We start from the raw sequence: 25,611 nt of genomic DNA, 5'->3' as shown, positions 1-25,611 counted from the left end.
CTGAATCAGCTCAGCGAACCCAGCGCCGCCGCGTCGTACGCCTTCAGCTCACCGGTCCGGCCCGCCAGCACCTTCGCCGCCCACTCCGGGTCCTGGAGCAGCGCCCGGCCGACCGCGACCAGGTCGAACTCCTCGTCCTCCAGGCGGTCCAGGAGGTCGTCGATGCTCTTGAGCGGCGCGCCCTCGCCCGCGAAGCCCCGCATGAAGTCGCCGTCCAGGCCGACCGATCCGACGGTGACGGTCGGCCTGCCGGTGAGCTTCTTCGTCCAGCCGGCCAGGTTGAGGTCCGAGCCGTCGAACTCCGGCAGCCAGTAGCGGCGCGTGGAGGCGTGGAAGGCGTCGACTCCGGCCGCCGCGAGCGGGGTCAGGATCGACTCCAGCTCCTCGGGGGTCCCGGCGAGGCGGGCGTCGTAGATGCTCCCCTTCCACTGCGAGTAACGGAAGATGATCGGGAACGACGCGGACACCGCCTCGCGTACGGCGGCCACGATCTCCACCGCGAACTTCGTACGGGCGAGCAGGTCACCCCCGTACGCGTCCGTGCGGTGGTTGGTGCCGGCCCACAGGAACTGGTCGATCAGGTAGCCGTGGGCGCCGTGCAGTTCGACCCCGTCGAAGCCGATGCGCTCGGCGGCCACCGCGGCCTCGACGAACGCGTCGATGACGTCGTCCAGATCGTCCTGCGTCATCGCCTTCCCGGTACCGGCGGTGCCGTCAAGGCGCAGCCCGGACGGGCCGACCGGCGGGGCGTCGGCGTACGGGGGCTGCCCGGCCTCCCTGCTCATGCCGATGTGCCACAGCTGCGGCACGATCTTCCCGCCGGCCGCGTGCACGGCCTCGGCGACCTTCGCCCACCCCGCGAGCTGCTCCTCGCCGTGGAAACGGGGGACGCGGTCGCTGCCACCGGCGGAGTCGTGTCCGACGTACGTGCCCTCGGTGACGATCAGGCCGACGCCCGCCCCGGCCCGACGCGAGTAGTACGAGGCCACGTCCTCGCCGGGCACGCCACCGGGCGAGAAGTTGCGCGTCATCGGCGCCATCACGATCCGGTTCGGCACGGTGAGGCCGTTCACCGTGAGGGGGCGGGAGAGGATCTGGGCCGCGCGGGAGGTGTCGGCGGGGGCGGGGGCTGTCACGTGGGGGCTCCTGAGGGCAGGGGGCAGAACGGGCAGAGGTGCGGTCGATGCACATGACTGCGCCTGTGTGCATGCATGTGCATCAACTACGCCCGTCCGGCCCGCCATTCCGGCCCACCGGGGATGTCCGCTGTGATCCCGGCCACTGCGTCACTGCGTGGGCGGGACCTCGGGGGTCCAGACGGTCACCTCGGCCTGCACCTCGTCGCCGGGCTCGACGGCCCCCATGACGAGTCTGGCGACGCGCCCCTCGTCGGTCCGGAGACAGACGGTGTCGCCCGTGGACACCGGCACGGCGTTCACCTGCGGGCCACCCTCGGAGTCGGAAAGCAGCTCGGCGCACCTGTCCAGCGACCGGACGACCACACCGGCCGGCGCCTTCACCAAGGTCTCCTGCGACGGACGGATGAGGGAGGTACCGTTCTCGTCCGCCTGAAGCAGCACGTCAGCCGATTCCTCGGGCCCGAACGACCACCGGTCGAGGTCGAACCACTCCATCGACCCCAGCTGCACGTCACCTCGGTAGAGGACGTCCTCCGGAGTGGGCGCCGACCCCGTGTCGGTGTACGTCGGCCCCACATCGCCCCCGTTCACCGTGGACCGCGACGCCAACAGCCCAGGGATCGACCCCACGACCAGCACCGCACTCACGAACAGCCCCGCTCCGACGTACACGAACGCCGAATGCACCCCGCGCCCCTTGAGCGGCGCCCGCTCCGGCATCGACGAGTCGGGCGGCGGCTCGGGCGGCGCCCCGGGCTGACCCGAACCCCCGGGCCTCCCGGCGTCCCGACCACCACGTCTTCCGCCCGCTCCCCCGAAAAGCACGCCCCAATGGTCCCGCAAACGCCCGAGGGCGGCACCCTTCTTGAAGAAGGGTGCCGCCCTCGAACTCGTACAGTCCGTACTCGCGTTCGTACGGCTGATGAACTGCCGATCCCCTGAAGGATCAGAAGTCCATGTCACCGCCCGGCATGCCGCCACCGGCGCCGGCGCCGGCGCCGGCCTTCTCCGGCTTGTCGGCGATGACGGCCTCGGTGGTGAGGAAGAGCGCGGCGATGGACGCCGCGTTCTGCAGCGCGGAGCGCGTCACCTTCGCCGGGTCGATGATGCCCTCGGCGATCATGTCGACGTACTCACCGGTCGCGGCGTTGAGGCCGTGGCCGACGGGAAGGTTGCGCACCTTCTCGACGATGACGCCGCCCTCGAGGCCACCGTTGACGGCGATCTGCTTGAGCGGGGCCTCCAGGGCGAGCCGCACGGCGTTCGCGCCGGTCGCCTCGTCACCCGTCAGCTCCAGCTTCTCGAACACCGAGGAGGCCTGGAGCAGGGCCACGCCACCACCGGCGACGATGCCCTCCTCGACGGCCGCCTTCGCGTTGCGAACGGCGTCCTCGATGCGGTGCTTGCGCTCCTTGAGCTCGACCTCGGTCGCGGCACCGGCCTTGATGACGGCCACGCCGCCCGCGAGCTTCGCCAGGCGCTCCTGGAGCTTCTCGCGGTCGTAGTCCGAGTCAGAGTTCTCGATCTCGGCGCGGATCTGGTTGACCCGGCCGGCGACCTGGTCGGCGGAGCCGCCGCCGTCGACGATCGTCGTCTCGTCCTTGGTGATGACGACCTTGCGCGCACGGCCCAGGAGGTCCAGGGAGGTGTTCTCCAGCTTGAGACCGACCTCCTCGGAGATGACCTCGCCACCCGTGAGGATCGCGATGTCGTTCAGCATCGCCTTGCGGCGGTCGCCGAAGCCCGGGGCCTTGACCGCGACGGACTTGAAGGTCCCGCGGATCTTGTTGACGACCAGGGTCGAGAGGGCCTCGCCCTCCACGTCCTCGGCGATGATCAGCAGCGGCTTGCCCGACTGCATGACCTTCTCCAGGAGCGGGAGCAGGTCCTTGACCGAGGAGATCTTGGAGTTGGCGATGAGGATGTAGGGGTCCTCCAGCGAGGACTCCATGCGCTCCATGTCGGTCGCGAAGTACGCCGAGATGTAGCCCTTGTCGAAGCGCATGCCCTCGGTGAGTTCCAGCTCCAGACCGAAGGTCTGGGACTCCTCGACGGTGATGACGCCTTCCTTGCCGACCTTGTCCATCGCCTCGGCGATGAGCTCGCCGATCTGCGTGTCGGCGGCGGAGATGGAGGCGGTCGAAGCGATCTGCTCCTTGGTCTCGACCTCCTTGGCCTGGTCGAGCAGCGCACCGGAGACGGCCTCGACGGCCTTCTCGATACCGCGCTTCAGGGCCATCGGGTTCGCACCCGCGGCCACGTTGCGCAGGCCTTCCTTGACCAGCGCCTGGGCCAGGACGGTCGCGGTCGTCGTGCCGTCACCGGCTACGTCGTCCGTCTTCTTCGCGACTTCCTTGACCAGCTCGGCGCCGATCTTCTCGTACGGGTCCTCGAGCTCGATCTCCTTGGCGATGGAAACACCATCGTTGGTGATCGTGGGGGCGCCCCACTTCTTCTCGAGGACGACGTTGCGGCCCTTGGGGCCGAGCGTCACCTTGACGGCGTCCGCGAGCTGGTTCATGCCGCGCTCGAGGCCGCGCCGTGCCTCCTCGTCGAACGCGATGATCTTGGCCATGTGAAGTGGTCCTCCCGGACTGGGGTGGATTGCTCCGGACCGCGTTGGCGCCCGCGACGGACGGCCTGCCTGCCCCGATGGTTCCTTGCACCACCTGGCCTGCGGGCCTCACCGACCCGGTCCTTCGTTATCACTCTCACCTTCAGAGTGCTAACGCCAATGATTAGCACTCGCCCCTGTCGAGTGCAAGCGGCTCTCGAAGATCCGCAGGTGAACACAGGTGAGCAGAGAGGGACCTACGGGCCGGTAGGCCACCGGCAGACACGCCGAAGGGCTCGCACCCCGTGAGGTCCCACGGAGTACGAGCCCTTTGAAGAAGAACGTCGCTGCGGTGCGCCGGCGCGTGCTTCAGCTGGTCGCCAGACGGACCATGTCCGCCTGCGGCCCCTTCTGGCCCTGCGAGATCTCGAAATCGACCCGCTGACCTTCTTCGAGGGTGCGGTAGCCGTCCATCTGAATCGCGCTGTAGTGGACGAAAACATCCGCACCACCGTCGACCGCGATGAAGCCGTACCCCTTCTCCGCGTTGAACCACTTGACGGTGCCCTGAGCCATGCCTAACTCCCCTATTACTGGCCCTTGCACAGATCCACACTTCGCGGATCCGGGTCAGACCTCACCCCCCAACCGGTGGGGGTGTGCGCCGGAACGCGTCGACCGCGGCCGAATGTATCTGTCCAACTGCCCTCTGCAACAGGTCAATCGGACGAGAAATCCGGGCACGCCAGGTCATGGAATATGCGGAGAATTCACACGAATTCAGGGCAAGTCGGGCCCCACAAAGGGAGCAAAAAACGCAAAAGGCCTGCACACTTTGGCTACTTCTCAATGGGTGCGCGGCAGGAATTCATACTCGTGCGGCAAGCCAAGTGGTGCGGCTTCCCCAACTGTACCGCGCTCAACCATACAGAATTGCCCCCTCCGCTTCTCTCACGGAGGGGGCAATTCGATGAACTCTCGGTAATCAAAGTTACCGACGGTTACTACTGGCGGGTATCAGCCGCCCGCGACCGCGGGGATGATCGACACGCTCGCACCGTCCGGCGTCGCCGTCTCCAGCCCCTGCTCGAACCGGACGTCGTCGTCGTTGACGTACACATTGACGAACCGACGCAACTTGCCCTGATCGTCGAGCACCCGGGCGGCGATCCCCGTGTGGTTCTTCTCCAGATCGTCGATGACCTCGGCGAGAGTCCCACCCTCGGCGGCCACTTCGGCCTGCCCACCGGTGTAGGTACGCAGGATGGTGGGGATGCGGACGGAAACGCTCATGACTTCGACCTCCGGTCAGTGGGGCGCCCCTGAAGGGGCGCGGGGAACTGCGCGACCAGCCCCCACAGGCCCGCAGACGAACAACGACCTATTACCTCGTACCTCTTAAGAAGCGAGCCCGGCATCCCGGAACGACTCAAGACTGGGCCGAATCGTCGCAGTAAGCCCGACATCGGCCACAGCGTCCAACGTCTTGAGCCCATCCCCGGTGTTCAGCACAACAGTCGTCAACGTCGGGTCGAGAAGCCCGTTCTCGATCAGCTTCTTGGTGACCCCCACGGTCACCCCACCGGCGGTCTCCGCAAAGATCCCCTCGGTCCGCGCGAGCAACCGAATCGCGTCGACGACCTGCTCGTCGTTGACGTCCTCGACAGCCCCACCCGTCCGCCGCGCGATATCCAGCACATACGGCCCGTCCGCCGGATTCCCGATCGCCAGCGACTTCGCGATCGTGTTGGGCTTCTGCGGCCGTACGACGTCGTGCCCGGCCTTGTACGCCACGGACACCGGCGAGCAGCCCTCCGCCTGGGCGCCGAAGATCTTGTACGGCTTGTCGGCGACCAGCCCGAGCTTGATCAGCTCCTGCAGCCCCTTGTCGATCTTCGTGAGCTGCGACCCGGAGGCGATGGGGATCACCAGCTGGTCGGGCAGCTGCCAGCCGAGCTGCTCGCAGATCTCGTACGCCAGGGTCTTGCTGCCCTCCGCGTAGTACGGCCGCAGGTTGACGTTGACGAAGCCCCAGCCCTCGCCGGCCGGGTCGCCGATCAGCTCGGAGCAGAAGCGGTTCACGTCGTCGTAGTTGCCCTCGATACCGACCAGCTCACCGCCGTACACCGCGGCCATGACGATCTTGCCCTGCTCCAGGTCGTGCGGGATGAACACGCAGGAGCGGAAGCCGGCGCGGGCGGCGGCGGCGCCGACGGCACCGGCCAGGTTGCCCGTGGAGGAGCAGGAGAGGGTGGTGAAGCCGAAGACCCGCGCGGCCTCGATGGCCTGGGCGACGACCCGGTCCTTGAAGGAGTGGGTCGGGTTGCCGGAGTCGTCCTTCACGAACAGCTTGCCGGCGTCGACGCCCAGCTCACGGGCCAGGTTGTCGGCCTGGACGAGCTTGGTCCAGCCGGGGTTGATGTTGGGCTTGGTCGCCACGTCCGCGGGGACGGGCAGGAGGGGCGCGTAACGCCAGATGTTCGCGGGTCCCGCTTCGATGCGCTTGCGGAGGTCCTCGGTGTCGTACGCCGAGAAGTCGTAGGCGATCTCCAGCGGGCCGAAACACTCCTCGCAGGCGAACACCGGACCGAGCGGGACGCGGTGGCCACATTCGCGGCAGGAGAGCGCGGTGGCGGGACCGAGATCGACAGAAGCGACGGAGTCCGTAGTGGTGCTCTCGACAGTTTGCGCAGCCATGGAGGCGAGGCCCTTTCTCCTCATCTTCCTCATGGCGCATCTCGCCATGAGACGGATTTGGCACCTTCCCGAGCCGGCAGCCTCGCGCATGACATGCGACAAGACCGGCTGGAGGGTTGCCGGGGCTTCATCGGGCCGTATCCCTCTGCCCCTCTGGATGAGCGGTATGAAGTTGTGAGGTTGTGAACACCGACGACCTCGGACATGCGATGGTCATCCGCGTTGTTCAAGACTGTAACCGAAGGCTTGGATGGTGGTGGGAGCCGTCCGAACCGCGAGATGCGAATCACGCGCTTCCCATGAGAACGCAAGGGAGAGCCGCACGTGCTGGAGAACGTCGAGCGCTGGCTGAGCACGCGCTCCTGGTCCGTTGGTGACCGCCCGCTCAAGAAGCTGATCGCCGCCAAGCGTTCATCGAACGCCACGGTGAGTGTCGTCCTGCCCGCGCTGAACGAGGAGGCGACGGTCGGCGAGATCGTCGCCGTCATCCGCCGGGACCTGATGCTGAAGGTCCCCCTCGTCGACGAGATCGTCGTCATCGACTCGGGCTCGACCGACCGTACCTCCGAGGTGGCCGCCGCGGCGGGCGCCCGGGTCGTCCACCGCGACGACATCCTGCCGCGTATCCCGGCCGTGCCGGGCAAGGGCGAGGTGCTGTGGCGCTCGCTGCTCGTGACCAGCGGGGACATCGTCTGCTTCATCGACGCCGACCTGAAGGAGTTCTCGTCGGACTTCGTCTCCGGGATCGTGGGCCCCCTGCTCACCGACCCCGGCGTCGACCTCGTCAAGGCGATGTACGACCGCCCGCTCGGCCAGGCGGCCGGCCAGGGCGGACGCGTGACCGAGCTGATGGCCCGCCCCCTCCTCAACATGCACTGGCCTCAGCTGGCCGGTTTCGTCCAGCCGCTCGGCGGTGAGTACGCGGCCCGCCGCTCGCTCCTCGAACAGCTCCCGTTCCCCGTCGGCTACGGCGTGGAGCTGGGCATGCTGATCGACGCCCTGCACCTGGTCGGCCTGGACGCGCTGGCCCAGGTCGACGTGGGTGTGCGCAAGCACCGCCACCAGGACGGACAGGCCCTGGGCCGGATGTCCGCCGCGATCTACCGCACGGCCCAGCTCCGACTGGCCCGAGGCCACCTCATCCGCCCCTCCCTCACCCAGTTCGAACGCGGGGAGGACGGTTTCGAGCCGCGTACGTACTCGGTGGACACGGAGGAACGCCCGCCGATGGCGGACATCGCGGAGTACGCGCGAAGGAAGGTCGCGTAGGCCGGCACAGGGCCGATACAAGGCCCGGTACAGGCCCCGTGGGGGCTTGAAGCGGGCTTGTATACGGCTGAGGCGTACGTGTGTACGTTTGATTGTTTCCGGGCCGGGCTAGGTTGAGGCGTATGGCTTCAACGCAGGGCACACAGGGTACGCAGGACAGTCCGGGCGACTACCGGGTGCTGGTCGCGTCCAACCGCGGCCCGGTCACGTACGAGGTCCGCGAGGACGGCTCGCTGCACGCCCGGCGCGGCGGTGGCGGGCTGGTCTCCGGGCTCTCGGCGATCGGGCCGGACGCGGGCGCCCTGTGGGTCTGCTCGGCCCTCGGAGACGGCGACCGCGAGGCGGTACGGCGGGGCGAGGGCGAGCCGGGAGTACGCATGCTCGCGATCCCTGCCGCCGTCCACGAGGACGCGTACAACGGCATCGCCAACTCGGTGCTGTGGTTCGTGAACCACATGCTGTACCAGACCCCGCTGGAGCCGGTCTTCGACGCGGAGTTCCGGCGCCAGTGGGCGTCGTACGAGGCCTACAACCGCGCGTTCGCCGAGGCACTGGCCGAGGAGGCGGCGGAGGGCGCTTCGGTGGTGGTCCAGGACTACCACCTGTGCCTGGTCCCAGGCATGCTGCGCACCCTCCGCCCCGACCTCCGGATCGGCCACTTCTCGCACACGCCGTGGGCCCCGGCGGACTACTTCCGGATGCTGCCGTACGACATCTCCGCACAGCTCCTGCGCGGCATGCTCGGCGCGGACCGCCTCGGCTTCCTCACCCAACGCTGGGCGAACGCGTTCACGGCCTGCTGTACGGACCTGGTGGGCGGCCTCGGCGACACCCGGATCGGGGTGCACGGCCTGGGCGCGGACGCGGACTTCCTGCGCAGGCGCGCGCACGAGCCGGACGTGGAGGACCGGATGGCGACCCTGCGCAAGGAGATCGGCGGGGCTGACGGATCCCGGAAGACCATCGTCCGAGTCGACCGTACCGAGCTGTCGAAGAACATCGTGCGGGGCCTGCTGGCGTACCGGCAGCTGCTGGAGGACCGCCCGGAGTGGCGCGAGCGGGTGGTACATGTCGCCTTCGCATACCCCTCCCGCCAGGACCTGGCGGTCTACCGCGACTACACGGCGGAGGTGCAGAGGGTCGCGGACGACATCAACGCGTCGTACGGCACCCCGACCTGGACCCCGGTGGTCCTGCACGTGAAGGACGACTTCGCCCGTTCCCTGGCCGCATACCGCCTGGCCGACGTGGCACTCGTCAACCCCATCCGCGACGGCATGAACCTCGTCGCCAAGGAGATCCCGGTGGTCTCCGACGAAGGGTGCGCGCTGGTGCTGTCCCGGGAGGCGGGGGCGTACGAGGAACTGGGCGAGGACGCGATCGTGGTGAACCCGTACGACGTGATCGAGACGGCCCGGGCGCTGGAGGAGGCGCTGAACATGGAGTCGGGGGAACGGGCGGAACGCACGAAACGCCTGGCAGCGGCGGCGACGGCACTGCCGCCGGCCCAGTGGTTCCTGGACCAGCTGAACGCACTCAACGACTGACGGCCACGACTGCTTCACCGCCGTACGACGCGGGCCCGTCCCTGGGTCCGGAAGCCGAGGGCATGCCGGTAGATCTCCGGCAGCCGGTAGCGGCCGTCCGAGTCCGCGGTCAGCGCTCCGGCATCGCGCAGTATTTCGATGCCGTTGGCGTCCAGTCCGACGTCTTCGGCACTGAAGGGCATGAGCACCTCATGCGCGTACCCGCCCAATCCGCGCAGGAGGTCACCGAGTGTCCTGTTCTCTTGGCCGATCTCCTTGACCTTTTCCGAGCTGCACTGGACGAGGGCGGTGCGCATGGCCGAGGGGGCGAGTAGCCGATCCGTCCGCTCGTCCCCCGATGACAGGTCGGCGGCCTCACGGAGGAAGCGCACGACATCGCGGGCCTGCACCTGGTCGTTGAAGTCGGCCAGTGCTGCCGGCACCCAGCGGTCCGACCAGGCCTCCCGCGAACTGTCCGAGCCGAGTTTCGCCCCCCACACCGGATGCAAAGCCTGCGCGATCTCGTCGTACGACAGTTCCATCAGCTCCCGCTCCGGCGCCCGCACAGCCTTGGCGGTCACCGCGACCCAGAGAGCGAGCCGCAGGGCTTCCTGAGCGTCCCAGCGCAGCGCGTAAGGCTCGTAACGGTCGAGGAACTGGCCGAGGTTCTGCCGGATCGCCCACTGCGCCAGATCTCGGCGTACGAACACCACCAGGCCGAGCGGGCGCCCTCGCAGCGACCGCAGCCACTCGGGAACATCCACGAGCAGCGAGCGCAACGCAACACGCTTGGCCTCGCCCTCAAGTTCTTGAAGGAAGTCCTCCAGCCCGTCGAAAACGAAGAGCAGTTGCCGTTCCCTGCCGAGCAGCAACAGTTCCTGTTCGACCTCGTAGCCAGTGCTCCCCTCGGTGTCGCTGCCACCGGCGATCAGCATGCACCTCAGCCAGACGTCGAGCCAGAAGTACGGCTCCACGGACCCGGGCGCCCTAAGGGATTCGTTCAGGAGCCTCAGGATCTGAGTACGAGTCGCTCCTTGCCCCCCTGCGGCGAAGTCACGGAGGTCCTGCGGGCTGGTGCTGCCTGCGCCGGTGGGCTCTTGGTCGAGATTGGCGGGATCCAGAACGGGCACGACGTGCGCGTCGTCCAACACCTTCAGGCCCGCCTTCTCCGCGAAGGCGGCCCATTTCCCCGCAGCGCACATCCGCGCATAGGTGAACGTCTTCCCGGCACCTTTCGCACCCACCACCACGGCCACGGGCAGGGAGCTGCGGTGGTCGCCGATCAGCCGACGGAGCGGCTCGGTCGACAAAAAGCCCAGCGCGCCGTCCAGACCGGTCCGCTCGGCGAAGACCAGCGAGGCCGCCCGGTCCCGCAGCATGGTCCTGCGCTCCTCGATGCCCGCAGGACCGTTCTCGTCCGGTCGCGAATTCGCGACCGGCAGCGGCAAGGGCTGCGGCGCCAGCCCCTCGACCCGCTTCCCCAGTCCGCAGCGGCGTACGACCTCCACAACCTCGTCCCAGCTGCCCGGAAGAGCGAGCAGTTCGTCGCGGAACGGGCTGACCAGCGCGGCAGTCAGCGCCTGGGTGTCGACAGCGAGGTCACGCTCGTGCTCATCGCCTTCGGGGGCACTCAGCGTCCCGAGTAGGGCCTCGGAGAGCTTCCGCCGCGCCTCCTCCGCGTCGGCGTCGTGGACATCCATGCGGTACTGCGTGACCACCGCCGCAGGGGCCGGGTCCTGACCGAGCAGCGCGGGTGCCTTGGCGCCCAGCTGCCCGATCATCCGCAGAGTTCCGTCCAGCGACTGATGGCTGAGCGTGGTGACGAACACCCGCTGTACCCGCGGATCGAGTAGTACGGGTGCTGACAACTCGGACGCCCCCGCCCTCAAATCGATGATCACCGTGTCGAGATCGGCGGCCGAGGCCACTTCGGCCAGGGACTCTGTGAGGAAGTAGCTCGACCGGTCGTGTGTCAGCAGGTCGACTGGTTCGATGCGCGGCGGGCCGAGCCTGGAGCGGCGGGTGGCGGGAAGGATCGCGAGCCGTCCCGGTCCGGTTCCGACCACGAACTGACCGGCCAGGAAGTCGCGCACGATCTCCGTGACCGAGGCGATACCCCCATCAGCCGTGCCATGGAGCAGGGCCAGCACGTCTTCGTAGCTGATGTCGCTCGTCCCGCCTTGGGCCTGATGCATCCAGGTGATACCAGGTGCCTCAAGATCCGCGTCGATGAGCAGCACCCGGCGCCCCTGCCGGGCAAGCTGGTCGGCGAGAGCGACCGCGTGCACGGTACGGCCCACACCACCCTTGAAGGAGTGGAAGGCGATGACCTGCACATCACCGGCAAAGCGCTCGGATCGCGGGCGGGGGAGCGTTTGAGCCAGTTCGGCCGTCGTCCTGCGCTCTGCCAGCCGCGGAACCCTCCGCCCCGCCGAGCGCTCGTCGACCGGGTCGAGAACCACGGGGATGTCTTCGGTTCCAAGCCCACTCGGCCGATCCAGGGCAAGGGCCGGTCGCCCGGGCTCCCCGGTCACCGAGCCACGGCCGAAGGCTTGGTCCAACCACGTGCGCACCATGTCCTCGGTCGTGTCCGAACGGACAGTCAGCGCCAGCTGATCCCACCAGGCATCGGCTTCACGAAGCCACTCGGGCCACTCCCCTGCTCCGGCCAGGTACGAGAGATGCTCGTCGACGTCCACCCAGGTGAAGAGGCGGCCCGGTACAACACCGCTGCGGTCGCCGATGCCCACGTGTGATCCCGCTTCCCTGCTCACGACGTCACTTCCGGGATTCCGAGATCAGCGTCCGCAATGCGGCCAACGCCTGTTTCTCATCATCCGGTTCCAGATCCGCACCGTACCTCCAAGCCTCGTGCAGCGCCGGAGGCTCGACCTTCTGGACCGCCTGCCCGTTGTACCGGGGTCTGGCGCAACCCTGCAGGGCGCTCTGGGTCTGCGGCGACCACTTGAGTTCCTTGGCAAGCACCCGCAGGTCGTGGGTACGCAGATCGGCGGGGAGTTGCGAGGTGTCCCGCAGCCTCATTCGCTGCATCACCTCCGCCTTCAGGCCGCACTCGGCGCTGTAGAACAACAGCAGGCCGGCCGTGGCGTGATCGTCACCGTCGGACAGCTCTTCCCCGCGCTGCTCCAGTCGGTCTCTGCTGCGTCGCAGCTGCCTCACCCCTACATCGACCATGCGGGTGATCTTACGGTGACGCTCCAGGACTTTGCGTGACAATCGGCGCCTCGGCTGTCACCCCGTCGTCTCGGCCCACAGCCGCGCAGGCCCTGCAGGTCAGAGAAGCCTCGACGCCAGGGCTGCCAGCAGTCGAACGACGCCTGCGGGCCCGTCGACGACGAGGTCGGCGCGCTCGACCAGTTCCGTGACCTCCTCGGTGCCATTGCGGCTGCAGACCAGCAGCCCCGGGATGCCGTTCTGGCGGAGCTTCTCCACCGCCGCGAACGCCGGGAGGTCGCCGAGGTCGTCGCCGGCGTAGACGACCGAGGTGGCGCCCGTCTCGCGGACGTACTCCTGGAGGGCGACGCCCTTGTCCATGCCGGGTGGGCGCAGCTCCAGTACGAGGCGGCCGGGTTCGACGATGAGACCGTGGCGGGTGGCGAGGTCGGCGAGGGGCTCGCGGAGAGCCTCGAAGGCGGCCTGCGGATCTGCGGCGCGCCGGGTATGCACGGCGACGGCCCGACCCTTCTCCTCGACCCAGGTGCCCTGCGAGACACCGAGCCGTTCGAGGAACCCGGGGAGTTCGGCGCGGACTGCGGCGACGCCGGGGTGGGGGGCGGGGGCGCTGACCGTGCCGGTGGCGGCGTCCCAGCGTTCGGTGCCGTAGTGGCCGAGGACGGTGAGGTGTTCCAGCCCGGGGACGCCCGCGAAGCCGCCGAGCCGGACGGCGACGTCAGCGGGGCGGCCGGTGAGGACGGCGACGGAGGCGATGTGGGGGGCGAGGGCGGAGAGGGCGGGGAGTGTCTCCGGGTGGGCGCGGGCCTGCTCGGGGTCAGCCACGATCGGAGCGAGGGTCCCGTCGAAGTCGAGGACGACGACGGCGCCGGCGGGCTGCGCGAGAACGGCATCAAGCCCGTCCCGCCCGGCCTGCGTCACGGGCGTAGGCAGGAGGTCCATGACCCCGACCCTATCTTCCTCGCCCCCGCCGCCCCTACCGCTCCCCCCGCCTCCCCTCCCGCACCCTCCGCAACCGATTCACCGTCACCGGATCACACGCCAACGCCCGCTCATCATCGATCAGCGCGTTCAGCAGCTGGTAGTACCGAACCGGCACCAACCCCAGCTCCTCCCGTATCGCCCGCTCCTTCGCCCCCGGCCCCGCGAACCCCCGCCGCTCCAACGCAAGAATGTCCTGTTCCCGTCGACCCAGTCGGCCCAGCCGCTCCCCTTCGTCCATGGCAAGAACCGTAGCCCCCACCACTGACACCCGGAGTTACTCCGACTCCGACTCCGACTCCTCCGCCGCCGTAGCCGCCCGCTGTATCGCCCCCAGCACCTCCCCCGGCTTCCCTTCCCCCAGCACCGCCCCACCGACCGTCTTCTGGATGTTCCGGCTCGTGGCCGCCCACGACGGCTTGCCGACCGGGTACAGCTGGGCGGCGTCGAGCGCGTCCAGGCCGTCCCACAGGTCCTCGTACGTCTTGTTCGCGCGCATCAACGTGGACGCCGACGACGTCACCGGCAGCAACTGGTACGTGCCCGCGAGATCCACCATGTTCTTGTCCTCGTACAGGAAGTTCAGATACGTACCGATCTCCGTGGCATGACCGCCGTCCTTGAACGCGGCGATCCAGTCCGACGTACCGACCGTCGCCGTCGTCAGCCCCGCCGTACGGCCCGGCATCGGGACCGCCTCGTACGCCACCGGTTCGACGGACCGCGCGATCTCCCGTACGAGCGCGCCCGGCGCGCTGACCATGCCCGCCTCGCCGTCCACGAAGGCCTGGAGCGCGGCCTTGCGGTTGAGGCGGTCGGGCGGGATCGGGCCGGTCAGGCCCTCGCCGACGAGACGGTCGCGCAGCCAGGTGAGGGTGGAGATGTTGGTGGTGGAGGCGATGTCGTACTCGCCGGTGTCACCGGTGTACCCGCCGCCTCCGCCGAGCAGCCATTGGAGAGTTTCCGCCTGCGCCTCCTCGGGGCCGAGCGGAAGCGCGTACGGGTACTTCACGCCCCGCTCGTCCAGGACCTCCGCCGCGTTCCTCAACTCCGCCCAGGTGGTGGGGGGTTCGAGGCCGGCCTCGGCGAAGAGGGTCTTGTTGACGTAGAGGAGGCGGGTCGAGGCGAGGAACGGCAGGCCGTACTGGGTGCGGTCCGTGGTGCCCGCGTCGACGAGGTTGGGCAGGAAGTTGCCCTGGACGCGGATCGAGAGCAGGTCGTCGGCCGGGTAGAGGAGGCCGTCGGCGGCGTAGTCCGCGTAGTTGCCGATCTGGGCGATGTCGGGCGGGTCGCCGGCCGCGACCATCTTGGCGACCTGCGCCTCGGCCTCGCCGGGCTCGTACACCTCGACGTCGAGCCGGATGCCGGGGTTGGCGGCCTCGAAGGCGGTGTCGACCCGGTTCCAGTACGACTCCGAGTTCTTGACGACGCCGTCGCCGTAGTTCGTGGCGACCACGGTGAGGGTGACACCGTCGGACCCCTCACCGCTCGCGCCGCAGCCGCCCAGCACCAGGACGGAACCCAGACTCAGAACCGTCACGGCGGTGAAGACCGGCCAGCGGCTCCCGCCCCACACTTCTCGCACGGCAGACCCCTCCCCTGGGAGGCACACGCGTCACGCTCTGTGGACGCGCGTAGAGCCTCCCGCACCCTGGGGTCCGGTCCAATGCCCCGGGCGTTTCGGCCGTGCAACATTTCCCGGCCCAACTCCCATGGCCTGGTGGCCCGTCGGGGCCTATTCGGCGCTGTCGGCCTCGTTCTGCAGGGAGTTGGCCTCCGTCTGAAGCGTCGTCAGTACCGCCTCCGGGCTGCCGTTCGTCGCGAACGCCGTACCGATCCGCTTCTTGATGTCCGCGCTGACCTGCGCCCAGGACGTCTTGCCGACCGGGTAGAGCTGGGCGGTCGGGAGTTCCTCCAGGAAGGGGGCGAGGTCCTTGTCCTGGGCGGCGGTGGACATCGTCGCGGAGGCCGAGGTGGTGACCGGCAGCAGGTCGTACTTGCGGGAGAAGGCGAGCACGTTCTTCTCGTCGTAGACGAAGTCGAGGAACTTGCCGGCCTCGCTGCGGTGGCCGTTCTTCTTGAACGCCATCATCCAGTCGGCGACGCCCAGCGCGGCCCGCGTCGACCTCTCCTCGCCCGGCATCGGCACCATGCCGACGTCTACGCCCTGCGCCGCCGCCGTCTTCATCAGCGAGGGATGGCCGTTGAGCATGCCGACCTCGCCGCGCGCGAAGGCGGCGAAGGCGTCGGCCCGGTTGAGCTTGCCGGGGGCGACGGGACCGGTGAGGCCCTTGTCGACGAGTTCGTCCTTGAGCCAGGTGAACGTCTGGATGTTCTGCGGGGAGTCGATGCCGTAGGTGCCGACGGCGCTGGTGTAGCCGTCGCCGCCACTGAGCAGCCACTGGAGGGTCTCGGCCTGCGCCTCCTCGGGCCCGAGCGGAAGGGCGTACGGGTACTTCACGTCCGCCTCCTTCAGCACGGCGGCGTCGGCGGCCAGGTCGCTCCAGGTGGTGGGCGGGGTGAGGCCGGCCTCGGTGAAGAGCTTCTTGTTGTAGAAGAGGAGGCGGGTGGAGGCGGCGAAGGGCATGCCGTACTGGGTGCGCCTGACCTCGCCGGCGTCGGCCAGCTGGGCGACGAAGTCGGCCTGTGTCGGGATGGAGAGCAGCTCGTCGGCCTGGTACAGCTCGCCCTTGGCCGCGTAGTCGGCGTACGCGCCGATCTGCGCCAGGTCGGGCGCGTCACCGGCGGCGACCATCTCCCCGACCTTGCGGTCGACGTCGTTCCAGGAGTAGACGCTGACGTCGACCTTCACACCCGGGTTGGCGTCCTCGTACTCCGCGACCAGGTCGTCCCAGTACTTCTGGGAGCTGTTGGCGTCGGAGTCGCCGTAGTCGGCGGCGACCAGCTTCAGGGTGACCTCACCCGAGCCGGTGCCTCCGCAGCCCCCGAGGGCCGCCGTCATCCCGAGTGCGGACACCGCCGCGATCATGCCTGTCCTGTGCCGCTGCACTGCTTCAACCCCAAACCCCGACCCAAAGTTCACAGATGTGTTCATTGGTACGTTCAATTTAATTGACCCACCAGGTCTACACCACGTGAGTGGACTAGACCTCTTGCGGGTCGACGGGCCACACTGTCCCCGTGAGACATGTCATCGCCCTCGACGTGGGCGGCACCGCGATGAAAGCCGCCCTGATCGGGCCGGACGGCGCCCTGCTGCACCAGGCGCGCCGGTCGACCGGACGTGAGCGCGGCCCCGACGCCGTGGTCGAGGCGATCCTCGGCTTCGCCGCCGACCTGCGCGCCCACGGCATCGCCCACCTCGGCGAGAGCGCCGCGGCGGCCGGGGTCTCCGTCCCCGGCATCGTCGACGCCGACCGCGGCCTCGCCGTCTACGCGGCGAACCTCGGCTGGCGCGACGTACCCCTGCGCAAGCTGCTCACCGAACGGCTCGGCCTGCCGGTCGCCCTCGGCCACGACGTCCGCACGGGCGGCCTCGCGGAGGGCCGGATCGGGGCCGGCCAGGGCGCCGACCGCTTCCTCTTCGTCCCCCTGGGCACCGGTATCGCGGGCGCGATCGGCATCGACGGCCGGGTGGAGGCGGGCGCGCACGGCTTCGCGGGCGAGATCGGCCACATCGTCGTACGGCCCGGCGGAACCCCCTGCCCGTGCGGCCAGCGCGGCTGTCTGGAGCGGTACGCGTCGGCGGCGGCGGTCAGCGAGGCCTGGGCCACGGCCTCCGACACCCCCGACGCGGACGCGGCGGACTGCGCCCGAGCAGTGGACGCCGGCGACCCACAGGCCCACGAGGTCTGGCAGGCGGCGATCGACGCCCTGGCCGACGGCCTGGTCACCGCCCTCACCCTCCTCGACCCCCGCACCCTGATCATCGGCGGCGGCCTCGCGGAGGCGGGCGACACCTTGTTCACACCACTGCGCACCGCCGTACAACAGCGGATCACCTTCCAGAAGCTCCCGACCATCGTCCCCGCAGCCCTCGGAGACACAGCAGGCTGCCTGGGCGCGGGCCTGCTGGCCTGGGATCTCCTGACCGTCACCGACCTCACGGAGGCAACGCCCTGATGGCAACCCACCTAGGGGCGCGGGGAACTGCGCGACCAGCCCCCACCGCCCCGCACCATGCACACAACCTGGTACTCAAGGGCGCCAAGCTGGTACTCCCCACAGGAATCACCGACGGCGCCCAACTAGCCATCGAGGGCACCAAGTTCACCGAGCACGCCCCCGAAAACGCCCACGAGATCGACGTAAGCGGCCACTGGCTGATCCCCGGTTTCGTGGACCTCCACAACCACGGCGGCGGCGGAGCCTCCTTCACCTCCGGCACCGCCGAAGACGTACTCAAGGGCATCCACACCCACCGAACCCACGGCACCACCACCCTCGTCGCCAGCACAGTCACCGGCGACATGGACACCCTCACCGCCCAGGCCGGCCTCCTCTCCGAACTGGCCGAGCAGGGCGACATCGCCGGCGTCCACTTCGAGGGCCCCTTCATCTCCCCGTGCCGCAAGGGAGCCCACTCCGAGGCGCTGCTGCGCGACCCGGACCCGGCGGAGGTCCGCAAGCTGATCGACGCGGCGCGCGGTCACGCCCGGATGGTCACCCTCGCCACCGAACTCCCCGGCGGCCTCGACTCCGTACGGCTGCTCGCCGAGCACGGCGTCATCGCGGCGATCGGCCACACGGACGCGACGTACGAACAGACGGTGGAGGCCATCGACGCGGGCGCCACGGTGGCAACACACCTCTTCAACGCGATGCCGGCCCTGGGCCACCGCACCCCGGGCCCGATCGCCGCGCTCCTGGAGGACGACCGAGTAACGGTAGAACTCATCAACGACGGAACCCACCTCCACCCCGCCTCCCTCCAACTCGCGTTCCACCACGCGGGAGCGGACCGCGTGGCGTTCATCACGGACGCGATGGACGCGGCCGGCTTCGGCGACGGCCGTTACCTCCTCGGCCCGCTGGAGGTCGAGGTCAGCGAGGGCGTGGCACGGCTGGTCGAGGGCGGTTCGATCGCGGGCTCGACGCTGACCCTGGACCGCGCGTTCCGCCGGGCGGTCACGGTCGACCGCCTCCCGATCACGGACGCGGTCGCCGCCCTGTCGGCCAACCCGGCCCGCCTGCTGGGCATGTACGACCGGGTGGGCTCCCTGGAACCGGGCAAGGACGCGGACCTGGTGCTCCTGGACGCGGACTTCGCAGTCAAGGGCGTGATGCGCAAGGGGAGTTGGGTAGTGAAGCCTCAACTGCCGTAACCGGCCTGTGCCGAGGGAGGGGGCCGCCCCGGTGATCCTCACGGTCACGCTGAACACCGCGCTGGACATCACGTACCGCGTACGGGAGTTGTGCCCGTACGCCTCCCACCGGGTCACCTCGGTGACCGAACGCCCCGGCGGCAAGGGCCTGAACGTGGCCCGCGTCCTGGCGGCCCTCGGTCACGAGGTGACGGTCACCGGCTTCACGGGTGGCCCGGCCGGACGGGCCGTGCAGGACCAACTCACCGCCACGCCTGGTGTGTTGGACGCCCTGGTCCCGGTGTCGGGCTCAACTCGCCGCACGATAGCGGTGGTCGAGGAAACAGCCACGAGCCTGACCCCGGACACGACCCAACTCAACGAACCGGGCCCGCAGATCACCCCGGCCGAGTGGTCCGCCTTCCAGGGCGTGTACGAGGGGCTGCTGCCGTCCGTCTCCGTGGTCGCCCTCTGCGGAAGCCTGCCGCCGGGCGTGCCGGTGGGCGCGTACGCCCACCTCATCCGCACCGCACGGGCAGCCGGCGTACCCGTACTGCTCGACACCAGCGGGGAGCCGCTCAGGCGCGGGGTGGCGGCCCGCCCCGATGTGGTCAAGCCGAACGCCGCCGAACTCACCGAACTCACCGGCTCCCACGAGCCGTCACAGGCCACCCGGGACGTCCGCAGGCGCGGTGCACGGGCGGTGGTGGCCTCACTGGGCCCGGACGGCCTGCTCGCGGTGACCCCGGAGGGCCGCTGGCGAGCGATCCCGCCGACCCGCGTCCGGGGCAACCCGACAGGCGCAGGCGACTCGGCGGCAGCGGGCCTGCTGTCGGGCTTCGTGGACCAACTCCCGTGGCCCGAACGCCTGGCAAGGGCAACAGCCCTGTCGGCGGCAACGGTATCGACCCCAGTGGCGGGCGAGTTCGACAGACCAACGTACGAAAAGCTACTGAGCCGAGTAAGGGTGACAACCGAAGCAACGGCAGCTTAGGCAGGCGCCCCTATCGGGGCAGCCCCGTCAGGGGCACGCCCCTTAGGGACGCGGGGAACTGCGCGACCAGCCCCCACCGACCCGCAGCCGAAGCACGAAGCCCAGAAACCCCGAACCCCAGCAAGCGGCCCTTATTCAGCAGCAGCCAGATACAACTGATCCAGATTCACATCGCACTGATCCCCCTGCTCGCAGGAGATCTTGATCGTGTTGGTGCCCTTGTTCAGCTGGACGGACGCCCACGTGTTCGTCCACCCCTTCGCATAGTCGCCCTCGGCGGCCTTGGCGAAGTTGCTCAGGTTGAGCGACCGGGACTGCGCCGTCCCGTTGACCGTCAGCGTCGCGGAGGCGTCCTTGCCGGGTACGCCGTAGTTGACGTACAGCCGGTACTCGCCCTCCTTCGCGATACCGCTCACGTTCCACGTGACGGACGCGCCCACGTTGTTGAAGTTGCCCACATAGACACCGCCGGCGGCCTGCGCGCCGTCGACGTCCGACACCGCGCTGGCGCCACCGCCGAGCAGCAGGGCCTTCGCGTCGATGGTCGGCAGCTCCGCGTCGGCGGACTCCGAGGCGCTGGCCGACGGGGACTGCTCGGCGCTCTGCCCGGCCGACGGGCTCGCGCTGGTGTCGCCTCCGGCGGTCTTGTCGTCGTCGCCGCCCATCATGGCCACGCCGATGCCGATGACGACCGCGGCGACCACCGCGATGGCGCCGATCAGCAGCCCCTTGGTGTTGGGCCCGCCGCCGCGCCCGCCTCTGCCGCTGCCACCGCTGTACGCGGGCTGCTGCTGGGGACCCGTGGGGCCGCCGCCGAAGGCCTCGGGGGCCTGGTAGTGGGCGTTCGGGCTGCTGCCGTACGCCCCCTGCTGCTGCGGGACCGTCTGGCCGTACTGCGCGGTCGGGGCGGTCTGGCCGTACGCCGGCTGCTGGCCCTGGCCGGGAGCCTGGCCCGGGCCCGTCGACGGGCTGTACTGACGCTCGCCGACCGGCCGCACCCGGCCGACCGAGTTCGGGTAGCCGTAGCCGCTGCTCGGCGGCTGGGCGCCGTTGGCCCGCCCGTCTTCGTACAGGTAGCCGAACGGATCGTCGTCCTCGGGCGTGCTCGCGCCGCTGTTGCCGGGCGTCATCCCTTGGTCTCCTCAACAGGTGCGGGTGGGACTACTGCGGGGCGGGACCACGAGATCTTGCGAGGTCCTGCGAAACATGCAATGCGAATAGCGAGCCTACCCGCTCCCACTGCCCCAAACGGGTGACTCTGCCCGCACAGGGTCACCGTCAGGCCACTGACCTGGTGATCATCCAGCCCGGCGGTGCTGTTTGGGACGAGATCGTTTCTCGACGTACATCCGTTCGTCGGCCGACTTCAGGACCTCGTCCGCCGTCATCCCGCACTGCGCCCACCCGATGCCGAAGCTCCCGCCGACCCGCATCGCGCGGCCGTCGACCCGGATGGGCTGGATGATCTCGTTGCGCAGGCGTACGGCCAGGTCCTGGGCGTCGGCCCGGCCGAGGCCGTCGGCGAGCACCACGAACTCGTCGCCGCCGAGCCGGGCCACCGTGTCGCCGTCGCGCACGGCGCGGCCGAGCCGCCGGGCCACCTCGATCAGTACCGCGTCGCCGGCGTTGTGCCCGAAGCGGTCGTTGATCGACTTGAAGCCGTCGAGGTCGCAGAAGAGAACCGCGAGCCCCTTCGTGCCGTCGTCCTTCTCACCCTCAGGGGCGACCGCGTGGACGTGGTGGTCGTAGGCGCCGTACACATCGGGGGCGGCGCGGAAGGCGAAGGCATGGCCGTTCGCGTCGTACGGCTGGAGCGTGCCGTCGGCCGCCACGGGCGTCGCCGTCGCCGTGTACTGGTCGTTGCGGCCGTACGGGTCGGGCTGGGTGTTGCCGTAGGCCGCGTCGACCGACTCGACCAGGCCGGGCTCCGCCGACTGCGGGCGCGGGCAGAGGCGGGCGCTGAGCCGGGAGCGCAGCTCGGCGGAGTTGGGCAGGCCGGTGAGGGAGTCGTGGGAGGCTCGGTGGGCGAGCTGCAGCTCGCGGCGCTTGCGCTCCTCTATGTCCTCGACGTGGGTGAGCAGGAAGCGCGGGCCGTCGGCGGCGTCCGCGACGACGGAGTTGCGCAGTGACACCCACAGGTAGGAGCCGTCGCGGCGGCAGAGCCGGAGTTCGGTGCGCCCGCCCTCGGCGGAGGTGCGGAGCAGGGTGCCGATGTCCTCGGGGTGCACGAGGTCGGAGAAGGCGTAGCGGCGCATCGCGGAGGCGGGGCGGCCCAGGAGGCGGCACAGGGCGTCGTTGGTGCGCAGTATTCGGCCGTGCTGGTCGCCGCCCATCTCGGCTATGGCCATGCCGGAGGGGGCGTACTCGAAGGCCTGCCGGAAACTCTCCTCGCTGGCCCGCAGCGCCTGCTGCTCGCGTTCGAGTCTGACCAGTGCCCGCTGCATATTCGCGCGTAGACGTGCGTTGCTGATAGCGATCGCGGCCTGAAAGGCGTACATCTGGAGCGCTTCTTTGCCCCATGCGCCCGGCCGGCGGCCGTTGCGGGGCCGGTCCACGGACAGGACGCCGATCAGTTCGCCGCAGCTGCTGCTGCCGCCGGGCACGCTGGGCGTGAACATCGGGGCGAAGAGGCGGTCCGAGGGGTGCCACTCGTCCTCGAAGCGCGGGGCGGGGCCGTCGGTGTACCACTGCGGGACGTCGTCGTCGTCGAGGACCCAGCCCTCGGTGTGCGGTATGAAGACCAGTTCGCCCCAGGCCTCGCCCATGGCGAGCCGGCGCTCCCAGGAGTCGCGGGAGCCGACACGGCCGGTGATGAGGGCCTCGGCGGCGGAGTTCCCGGCGAGGGCGGCGACGACGAGATCGCCGTCGGGGCGGACGAGGTTGACGCACGCCAGCTCGTACCCGAGGCCGTTGACGACCCCGTCGGCGACGGTCTGGAGTGTGTCCGCCAGACTGCGCGCGGTGTTCATGTCCGCCATGACCTGGTGCAGCTGCCGCAAGGTCGCGAGACGGACGTACGGCTCCTGGTCGGTCTCCATTCGCCCTCCCTCCGCCTGTCCCACCATCTCCGCCACTGAATCACAGCGCGCTGCTCACTCGGTACACAGGGTCAACAAAAAGGGGCACCTGTGACTCAAGTCACAGCGAAAGATGAGCAATTGAGTGGAGTTTCTGGGTTCTCCCTGTGCGTTTACTGAACGCAATCTTTGTATCTGTGCGGATACTACGAGCGAGGATACGGGGGAGAAGAAGTCGGCGGGGCCGTTCCCGATCTTTACCGGCCTTTTGGAGTTGGCGAGGATCTCGGTCGGTGGTCCTAGGTCCGGGTTCGGGCGCTGGTCCGATGCGGCGGGGCGGGAGCGGCGCATACGTTTCCCGTGTGCCGACTCCCCCTGCCGTACCCACCTCGCCCGCCCCCCATGCCACCCCTGCCCCGTCGGGCGGGCATCCTGGGGGCGTGAGCAACGACGACTTCCGCGCCGCCATGTCCCGCCTGGCCTCGGGCGTGGTCCTGGTGACCGCGCGGGAGGCGTCCCTCGACGCGGACGACCCCCAGGCGCCCGTCGGCGAGGACGTCGGCATGACGGCGACCGCCTTCCTGTCGGTCTCCCTGGACCCGCCCCTGGTCATGGTCAGCCTGCGCGAGGGCTCCCGGATGGACGACCTGCTCGCCGAGCAGCCCCTGTGGGCGGTCTCCGTCCTCTCCGAGAGCCAGCGGCACATCGCGGGCCGGTTCGCCATGAAGGGCCGCATCAGCGACCGCCTCCTCTTCGAGGACATCCCGTACGTCCGGGGCGACGCGTCCGGCGCTCCCCTGGTGGGCGGCGCCCTGGCGACCCTGGAGTGCCGTACGGAACAGCGGGTCCCGGCGGGCGACCACACCCTGGTGCTCGGCCGCGTCCTGACGGCGACGACACCGAGCGCGGAAGGCGGCCCGCTGGCGTACTTCCGGGGCCGCTACCGGCAGTTGGGCTGACGGGATATTCGCTGGTCACGACGGTAGCGGGCGGCTTAGGTTGCCCATATGACGAACGTGACCGACGACGCGCTCCGGCTGGAGCGGATCAGCTCCGACAACTTCGAGGCGGCCGTCGCCGTACGGGTCCGCCCGGACCAGGAACACGCGGTCGACCCGGTGGTGAAGTCCCTGGCCGAGGCGTACGTCCATCCCCGCACCGCCTGGCCCCGGCTGATCCTCGACGGCCAGCGGCCCGTCGGTTTCCTCATGGCCTTCCTCGACATCAACTGGGGCGACACCGGCACCGACCTGCGCTCCGGCCTCTGGCGCCTGAACATCGCCGCCGCCGAACAGGGCAAGGGCTACGGCCGCTTCGCCGTCGAGTCCGTCGCCGCCGAGATCCGCCGCCGCGGGGGCACCGACCTCTACGTCACCTGGCACCCCGGCCCGACCGGCCCCGAGTCCTTCTATCTGGCCCTGGGCTTCACCCCGACCGGCGAGACGAGCGGCGGCCAGACGGTCGGGGTACTGAAACTGACCTAGGCCGGGGCTTCGGCTCGGCTTCGGTGTGATTCGGATCCCACCGCGAGAAATTCATTCCCGGGGCCGTTCCACGGTTCTTTCTCCCGGCCGTTCGGAAATTCGCAATCGTTCATCCGTCGCCACCCACTGATCCACTGATCTTGTGATCGTGGCGACCGTTACCGACCAACTCCGGTCCCGCTAACCCCAGTCGCGTCCGGTACGGCCCCGCTTCACGTCCGCGCGCGCCTTTTTCTGCCGCAACCGGCGTTCATTGATTCCGCGCGGGATACGGGTGGGGGTGCGCGGCTTGGGCGGCGGCGCGGTGGCCTCGGCGAGCAGGGCGGCCAGACGTACGGCCGCCGTCTCTCGGTTGCGCCACTGGGAGCGGTGCTCGGAGGAGCGGACGGTGACGACTCCGTCGACGAGCCGCCCCGCGAGGCGCTCCAGGGCGCGCCGCTTCCACACCTCGGGCAGCACCTCGGTGTTCGCGAGGTCGAGGCTCAGCTCGACCCTGGAGTCACTGGTGTTGACGTGCTGCCCGCCCGGCCCGCCGGACCGCGAGAAACGCCACATCAGCTCGGCCTCGGGGAGCGAGACGGAGCCACGGATGAGGTAGGGACCGGACATGCCCCCCATGGTCGCGCGGCTGTCCGGTCCACGTCACCCTCTTTTCGCCACCGGAGGTAAAGAAAGTAAAGCCGCGCGGAACCTTCGGTACCCCCGTCGGCGTTCAAGGAGGTGACGGTAGCTTCGTCACCGCACGCACGTACGCACGTCAAAAACGAGGGAAGGACTCCCAACAATGGCTGTAAGCCTGTCCAAGGGTGGCAACGTCTCGCTCACCAAGGAGGCTCCGGGCCTGACCGCCGTCACCGTGGGCCTCGGCTGGGACGTCCGCAGCACCACCGGCACGGACTTCGACCTCGACGCCTCGGCGATCGCGGTCAACCTGGAGGGCAAGGTCTACTCGGACGGCCACTTCGTCTTCTTCAACAACAAGCAGACCCCGGACAGCACGATCGTCCACACCGGCGACAACCGCACGGGCGAGGGCGCGGGCGACGACGAGGCGATCAAGGTCAACCTCGCCGGCCTCCCGGCCGACATCGACAAGATCGTCTTCCCGGTCTCGATCTACGACGCCGAGAACCGCTCGCAGAACTTCGGCCAGGTCCGCAACGCCTACATCCGCATCCTGAACGAGGCCGGCGGCGCGGAGATCGCCCGCTACGACCTCTCCGAGGACGCGGCGACGGAGACGGCGATGGTCTTCGGCGAGCTGTACCGCAACGGCGCGGAGTGGAAGTTCCGCGCGGTCGGCCAGGGCTACGCCTCGGGCCTTACGGGCATCGCCCAGGACTTCGGCGTCAACGTCTGAGTCGTAACGGCGGCTGAAAAGCCCCTGGCCGAGCGCGAGTCTGCGTCTGGGCCGGGGGCTTTCGCGGTTCCGGAGGACATTCGCGGTTCCGGAGGACAACGGAGGGCACAGGTTCCCGGGCGGGAATCCCGCCG

At 69.4% G+C, this 25,611-nt stretch carries 24 protein-coding genes and 1 riboswitch; of the genes, 9 read left to right on the top strand and 15 right to left on the bottom strand.

All coding sequences use genetic code 11. The annotated features are described in order from the left end of the window. Positions 1 to 5 precede the first annotated feature (5 nt). Both ACWDR4_RS20515 and ACWDR4_RS20510 read right to left on the bottom strand, forming a co-directional pair. Positions 6 to 1,136, bottom strand: a complete 1,131-nt coding sequence (locus tag ACWDR4_RS20515; RefSeq protein ID WP_450410340.1) for an NADH:flavin oxidoreductase — start codon at positions 1,134 to 1,136, stop codon at positions 6 to 8. A 150-nt stretch (positions 1,137 to 1,286) separates the two neighbouring features. Continuing rightward, on the bottom strand, positions 1,287 to 1,649 hold the full coding sequence (locus ACWDR4_RS20510) for a hypothetical protein (protein WP_450410338.1): 363 nt from the start codon (positions 1,647 to 1,649) through the stop codon (positions 1,287 to 1,289). 28 nt (positions 1,650 to 1,677) lie between these two features. On the opposite strand from ACWDR4_RS20510, the gene ACWDR4_RS20505 reads away from it, so the two are divergent. Next, positions 1,678 to 1,899, top strand: coding sequence for a hypothetical protein (locus ACWDR4_RS20505; RefSeq protein WP_450410336.1), 222 nt, complete (start codon positions 1,678 to 1,680; stop codon positions 1,897 to 1,899). A gap of 186 nt (positions 1,900 to 2,085) precedes the next feature. Here the strand turns inward: ACWDR4_RS20505 and groL are convergent, their stop codons facing one another. The 4 genes from groL to thrC form a co-directional block, all read right to left on the bottom strand. After that, a complete protein-coding gene (gene groL / locus ACWDR4_RS20500) occupies positions 2,086 to 3,714 on the bottom strand; it encodes a chaperonin GroEL (RefSeq protein ID WP_450410335.1) in 1,629 nt (542 codons plus the stop codon). Positions 3,715 to 4,062: 348 nt separating this feature from the next. Continuing rightward, the gene (locus tag ACWDR4_RS20495; protein ID WP_019057200.1) at positions 4,063 to 4,269 is read right to left on the bottom strand and encodes a cold-shock protein; all 207 of its coding nucleotides are present in this window, start codon (positions 4,267 to 4,269) and stop codon (positions 4,063 to 4,065) included. A gap of 441 nt (positions 4,270 to 4,710) precedes the next feature. Beyond that, a complete protein-coding gene (locus tag ACWDR4_RS20490) occupies positions 4,711 to 4,986 on the bottom strand; it encodes a ubiquitin-like small modifier protein 1 (protein ID WP_450410333.1) in 276 nt (91 codons plus the stop codon). A 105-nt stretch (positions 4,987 to 5,091) separates the two neighbouring features. Next, positions 5,092 to 6,390, bottom strand: coding sequence for a threonine synthase (gene thrC, locus ACWDR4_RS20485; protein ID WP_450410331.1), 1,299 nt, complete (start codon positions 6,388 to 6,390; stop codon positions 5,092 to 5,094). 17 nt (positions 6,391 to 6,407) lie between these two features. Then, a riboswitch (SAM riboswitch) is annotated at positions 6,408 to 6,554 on the bottom strand. Positions 6,555 to 6,714: 160 nt separating this feature from the next. On the opposite strand from thrC, the gene ACWDR4_RS20480 reads away from it, so the two are divergent. Then, positions 6,715 to 7,659 (top strand): glucosyl-3-phosphoglycerate synthase, encoded by a 945-nt coding sequence (locus ACWDR4_RS20480; RefSeq protein WP_450410329.1) that lies wholly within the window; start codon positions 6,715 to 6,717, stop codon positions 7,657 to 7,659. Between the two features lie 122 nt (positions 7,660 to 7,781). Then, positions 7,782 to 9,206 (top strand): alpha,alpha-trehalose-phosphate synthase (UDP-forming), encoded by a 1,425-nt coding sequence (locus tag ACWDR4_RS20475; protein WP_450410328.1) that lies wholly within the window; start codon positions 7,782 to 7,784, stop codon positions 9,204 to 9,206. 14 nt (positions 9,207 to 9,220) lie between these two features. On the opposite strand, the gene ACWDR4_RS20470 is transcribed toward ACWDR4_RS20475, so the two are convergent. The 6 genes from ACWDR4_RS20470 to ACWDR4_RS20445 all read right to left on the bottom strand — a co-directional run bounded on the left by ACWDR4_RS20470 (position 9,221) and on the right by ACWDR4_RS20445 (position 16,347). Next, positions 9,221 to 11,959, bottom strand: a complete 2,739-nt coding sequence (locus ACWDR4_RS20470; RefSeq protein WP_450410326.1) for a ParA family protein — start codon at positions 11,957 to 11,959, stop codon at positions 9,221 to 9,223. A gap of 4 nt (positions 11,960 to 11,963) precedes the next feature. Then, positions 11,964 to 12,380, bottom strand: coding sequence for a hypothetical protein (locus ACWDR4_RS20465; RefSeq protein WP_450410324.1), 417 nt, complete (start codon positions 12,378 to 12,380; stop codon positions 11,964 to 11,966). A 99-nt stretch (positions 12,381 to 12,479) separates the two neighbouring features. Next, the gene (gene otsB, locus ACWDR4_RS20460) at positions 12,480 to 13,319 is read right to left on the bottom strand and encodes a trehalose-phosphatase (protein ID WP_450410322.1); all 840 of its coding nucleotides are present in this window, start codon (positions 13,317 to 13,319) and stop codon (positions 12,480 to 12,482) included. 34 nt (positions 13,320 to 13,353) lie between these two features. Then, a complete protein-coding gene (locus ACWDR4_RS20455; protein WP_450410320.1) occupies positions 13,354 to 13,599 on the bottom strand; it encodes a DUF3263 domain-containing protein in 246 nt (81 codons plus the stop codon). Positions 13,600 to 13,635: 36 nt separating this feature from the next. Beyond that, on the bottom strand, positions 13,636 to 14,943 hold the full coding sequence (locus tag ACWDR4_RS20450) for an extracellular solute-binding protein (RefSeq protein WP_450410318.1): 1,308 nt from the start codon (positions 14,941 to 14,943) through the stop codon (positions 13,636 to 13,638). Positions 14,944 to 15,093: 150 nt separating this feature from the next. After that, complete coding sequence (locus ACWDR4_RS20445; protein WP_450410316.1) at positions 15,094 to 16,347, bottom strand: extracellular solute-binding protein; 1,254 nt, start codon at positions 16,345 to 16,347, stop codon at positions 15,094 to 15,096. A 152-nt stretch (positions 16,348 to 16,499) separates the two neighbouring features. On the opposite strand from ACWDR4_RS20445, the gene ACWDR4_RS20440 reads away from it, so the two are divergent. The 3 genes from ACWDR4_RS20440 to ACWDR4_RS20430 are packed head-to-tail and all read left to right on the top strand — an operon-like array spanning position 16,500 to position 19,616. Beyond that, a complete protein-coding gene (locus tag ACWDR4_RS20440) occupies positions 16,500 to 17,441 on the top strand; it encodes an ROK family protein (RefSeq protein ID WP_450410314.1) in 942 nt (313 codons plus the stop codon). Next, on the top strand, positions 17,441 to 18,643 hold the full coding sequence (gene nagA / locus ACWDR4_RS20435; RefSeq protein ID WP_450410312.1) for an N-acetylglucosamine-6-phosphate deacetylase: 1,203 nt from the start codon (positions 17,441 to 17,443) through the stop codon (positions 18,641 to 18,643). Before ACWDR4_RS20440 ends, nagA begins: the two co-directional genes overlap by 1 nt. Before the next feature lie 31 nt (positions 18,644 to 18,674). Further along, a complete protein-coding gene (locus ACWDR4_RS20430) occupies positions 18,675 to 19,616 on the top strand; it encodes a 1-phosphofructokinase (protein ID WP_450410310.1) in 942 nt (313 codons plus the stop codon). 131 nt (positions 19,617 to 19,747) lie between these two features. Here ACWDR4_RS20430 and ACWDR4_RS20425 read toward each other — a convergent pair whose 3' ends face one another. Then, positions 19,748 to 20,746 carry a CBM35 domain-containing protein gene (locus ACWDR4_RS20425; RefSeq protein WP_450410308.1) on the bottom strand — a complete coding sequence of 333 codons (999 nt, stop codon included), beginning with the start codon at positions 20,744 to 20,746 and terminating at the stop codon, positions 19,748 to 19,750. A gap of 168 nt (positions 20,747 to 20,914) precedes the next feature. Then, positions 20,915 to 22,654 (bottom strand): diguanylate cyclase CdgB, encoded by a 1,740-nt coding sequence (gene cdgB / locus ACWDR4_RS20420; RefSeq protein ID WP_450410306.1) that lies wholly within the window; start codon positions 22,652 to 22,654, stop codon positions 20,915 to 20,917. Between the two features lie 305 nt (positions 22,655 to 22,959). On the opposite strand from cdgB, the gene ACWDR4_RS20415 reads away from it, so the two are divergent. After that, complete coding sequence (locus ACWDR4_RS20415; RefSeq protein WP_450410304.1) at positions 22,960 to 23,592, top strand: flavin reductase family protein; 633 nt, start codon at positions 22,960 to 22,962, stop codon at positions 23,590 to 23,592. Positions 23,593 to 23,640: 48 nt separating this feature from the next. After that, on the top strand, positions 23,641 to 24,117 hold the full coding sequence (locus ACWDR4_RS20410; RefSeq protein WP_450410303.1) for a GNAT family N-acetyltransferase: 477 nt from the start codon (positions 23,641 to 23,643) through the stop codon (positions 24,115 to 24,117). A 180-nt stretch (positions 24,118 to 24,297) separates the two neighbouring features. On the opposite strand, the gene arfB is transcribed toward ACWDR4_RS20410, so the two are convergent. Then, positions 24,298 to 24,735, bottom strand: coding sequence for an alternative ribosome rescue aminoacyl-tRNA hydrolase ArfB (arfB, locus tag ACWDR4_RS20405; protein WP_450410301.1), 438 nt, complete (start codon positions 24,733 to 24,735; stop codon positions 24,298 to 24,300). Positions 24,736 to 24,901: 166 nt separating this feature from the next. Here arfB and ACWDR4_RS20400 point away from each other — a divergent pair, with 166 nt between their 5' ends. Continuing rightward, entirely contained in the window at positions 24,902 to 25,477 is a 576-nt protein-coding gene (locus ACWDR4_RS20400; RefSeq protein ID WP_450410300.1) for a TerD family protein, read from the top strand. The last annotated feature ends 134 nt before the right edge of the window (positions 25,478 to 25,611 follow it).

The organism is Streptomyces sp. NPDC000878 (assembly GCF_053599695.1).
The sequence above is the reverse complement of the archived record's forward strand: the minus strand, read 5'-3'. Positions and strand labels throughout refer to the sequence as shown.

Coding starts and splice junctions, on each gene's coding strand:
- ACWDR4_RS20415 (WP_450410304.1), top strand. CDS start 22,960: ATGCGGCGGGGCGGGAGCGGCGCATACGTTTCCCGTGTGCCGACTCCC.
- groL (WP_450410335.1), bottom strand. CDS start 3,714: ATGGCCAAGATCATCGCGTTCGACGAGGAGGCACGGCGCGGCCTCGAG.
- otsB (WP_450410322.1), bottom strand. CDS start 13,319: ATGGACCTCCTGCCTACGCCCGTGACGCAGGCCGGGCGGGACGGGCTT.
- ACWDR4_RS20475 (WP_450410328.1), top strand. CDS start 7,782: ATGGCTTCAACGCAGGGCACACAGGGTACGCAGGACAGTCCGGGCGAC.
- ACWDR4_RS20490 (WP_450410333.1), bottom strand. CDS start 4,986: ATGAGCGTTTCCGTCCGCATCCCCACCATCCTGCGTACCTACACCGGT.
- ACWDR4_RS20445 (WP_450410316.1), bottom strand. CDS start 16,347: ATGATCGCGGCGGTGTCCGCACTCGGGATGACGGCGGCCCTCGGGGGC.
- ACWDR4_RS20465 (WP_450410324.1), bottom strand. CDS start 12,380: ATGGTCGATGTAGGGGTGAGGCAGCTGCGACGCAGCAGAGACCGACTG.
- ACWDR4_RS20495 (WP_019057200.1), bottom strand. CDS start 4,269: ATGGCTCAGGGCACCGTCAAGTGGTTCAACGCGGAGAAGGGGTACGGC.
- ACWDR4_RS20400 (WP_450410300.1), top strand. CDS start 24,902: ATGGCTGTAAGCCTGTCCAAGGGTGGCAACGTCTCGCTCACCAAGGAG.
- ACWDR4_RS20425 (WP_450410308.1), bottom strand. CDS start 20,746: ATGACGCCCGGCAACAGCGGCGCGAGCACGCCCGAGGACGACGATCCG.
- cdgB (WP_450410306.1), bottom strand. CDS start 22,654: ATGGAGACCGACCAGGAGCCGTACGTCCGTCTCGCGACCTTGCGGCAG.
- ACWDR4_RS20410 (WP_450410303.1), top strand. CDS start 23,641: ATGACGAACGTGACCGACGACGCGCTCCGGCTGGAGCGGATCAGCTCC.
- nagA (WP_450410312.1), top strand. CDS start 17,441: ATGGCAACCCACCTAGGGGCGCGGGGAACTGCGCGACCAGCCCCCACC.
- arfB (WP_450410301.1), bottom strand. CDS start 24,735: ATGGGGGGCATGTCCGGTCCCTACCTCATCCGTGGCTCCGTCTCGCTC.
- thrC (WP_450410331.1), bottom strand. CDS start 6,390: ATGGCTGCGCAAACTGTCGAGAGCACCACTACGGACTCCGTCGCTTCT.
- ACWDR4_RS20455 (WP_450410320.1), bottom strand. CDS start 13,599: ATGGACGAAGGGGAGCGGCTGGGCCGACTGGGTCGACGGGAACAGGAC.